Raw genomic sequence first — 1,817 nt, forward strand, 5'->3', positions numbered from 1 at the left:
AAAGAAACGAAGCAAAGAAACGCGTTCAAACCGCCAATACCTAAGTGTCGTCGTTGCCCACTTCTGGTTTTTGGCCCGAACGTAGCGCGGCCCCAAACATTTAACCCGCAGCCGAACACCCTCCCCAAGCACCAGCGGCGCACACACGCTTCGCCTCGACGGCCCTATAGCCACGGAGCCATAGTCGCGGGGGCTATCCGTGTGGCGCTCCCCATCCTGTTCACTGGTCACACAACATCAATACCTTTTCCTGCGGCGTGCACGCGCGCTTCGGCGCAACTCTGGGTTTCGTCGCCCCCATCGCAGCGCCAGCGTCACCCGCGTCGGCTTCGTTGCTATCAGCCGGGGCCTTGGCGGCCGCCATCTTGCGGATGCACTCCCGCAGAACCTTTTCCGTCGGCGGATAATATTTCCAGCCACGGCCCAGCGGCGGCAACTCCATCTTCACCTGCTTCCATTTCGGATGTCCGTTAGCCTGCAATTCATCGAAATGCGCGCAGAGAGAATCGGCGAACTGCGTCATCTCTCCAACAGTACCCCGCAGATTGTAGTCATAGGTCACAAGGAATGCCTTCGTAGTGAGCGTCGGTGAGTCTTCCTTGATCCAGTTCGGATAGCTCGTGGTCCGAATAGTCGCCGGGAAATAAGTCTGCTCGGCACGCGCTGTCTCAGGCGCCGAAGGATCAAGCTTCAGTAGCTTGATCTGGCTAAGCAACTCAGGGTTCATGTCCTGGAAGAGCTTGGCCGGTTGCCCGACCACAATGATCGCCACATCGACCTTCTTGACGATCAACTTCGCAAGCGCGTCTTCGTTGCTGTAGTGCTGGGTGTTCTCATCAGGGATCGGCTCGTTGAACATCAGCTTGTACACGGTGTTCGCCGACAGGGTCGTGCCGCTGCCAATCAGCCCGACGCTTATGTTCTTGTCCTTGATTTCGTTAATGGTGTTAAGCGGCGAATCAGATCGCACCACGAAGTAAATCTCTTCGTTATAAAGCGGCATGATCAAGCGCAGGGGCTCGATGATCTTGCCCGCGTCAGGATTGTGCTCCTTCGCCATATCGAGGTAAGCCTGATACACGTCCGACTGTACCAGGGCGAATTTCACACCAGGCTCAAAGCGCATGCGCTGCACGTTCTCCGCCGACCCCTTCGATGCGAGGACATCAAGGTTCATGCCGATCGGCCCCGCTACCATTTTCGCCAGGTCCGCACCGATCTGGATGTACGTGCCACGCTCAGGTCCAGTCACAATCTTGAAGTCGGATGATTGCGCGCGCGCCTCAGTGACAAGGCCGGGAACGCCCAGCGCGCCGATCGCGCTGATAACACCGAAGAGGGCGGACAGCAAAAATGTCGCTTTACGCATGATTGTCTCTATTCGTTGTAGTGTGTATTGAGTACATCGCTCAATCAATCGGCCCGCGTCTCCTTCCCGGGCCGTCAGTCTCTTATTCCGATGGTGTTGTCGATGGTGCTATCGATGTCGGTTTCGGTAAGTCTCCTTTCTTCCAGCCAAATTCGCGAAGGGCACGTTCTTCATCGTCGGGATTGGCGCCGCTGAAAGCCGCTTTCGCCTGCGCGCCGCTAGCCGCGCCATCCGTCGACGCAACGGTGCGAGCAACCGTGTGGGTGGCGGGCACACCTGTCGCCGCGGAGACTGCAGGCGGTGTGGCATGCACGGCAGGGTCAGTCGCCGGGATAGCCGCCCGTGCGACCGGAGGCTGCGGAATCTGGGTGGTGGTTCCACTGCTGTTTCCGTTGCTTCCGTTGCTCCCGTTCGTTCCATTGGTCCCATTGGTCCCATTGGTCCCATT

The 1,817-nt window shown here is 58.1% G+C and carries 1 protein-coding gene and 1 pseudogene; both read right to left on the bottom strand.

Annotation, left to right across the window (positions count from 1 at the left end):
- Positions 1-220 precede the first annotated feature (220 nt).
- Complete coding sequence (locus WCA53_RS28275; RefSeq protein WP_423918753.1) at positions 221-1,369, bottom strand: TAXI family TRAP transporter solute-binding subunit; 1,149 nt, start codon at positions 1,367-1,369, stop codon at positions 221-223.
- An 82-nt stretch (positions 1,370-1,451) separates the two neighbouring features.
- Positions 1,452-1,817, bottom strand: a pseudogene (locus WCA53_RS28280) (hypothetical protein); the annotation flags it as partial.

The organism is Caballeronia sp. (assembly GCF_049581465.1).
GTDB lineage: Bacteria > Pseudomonadota > Gammaproteobacteria > Burkholderiales > Burkholderiaceae > Caballeronia.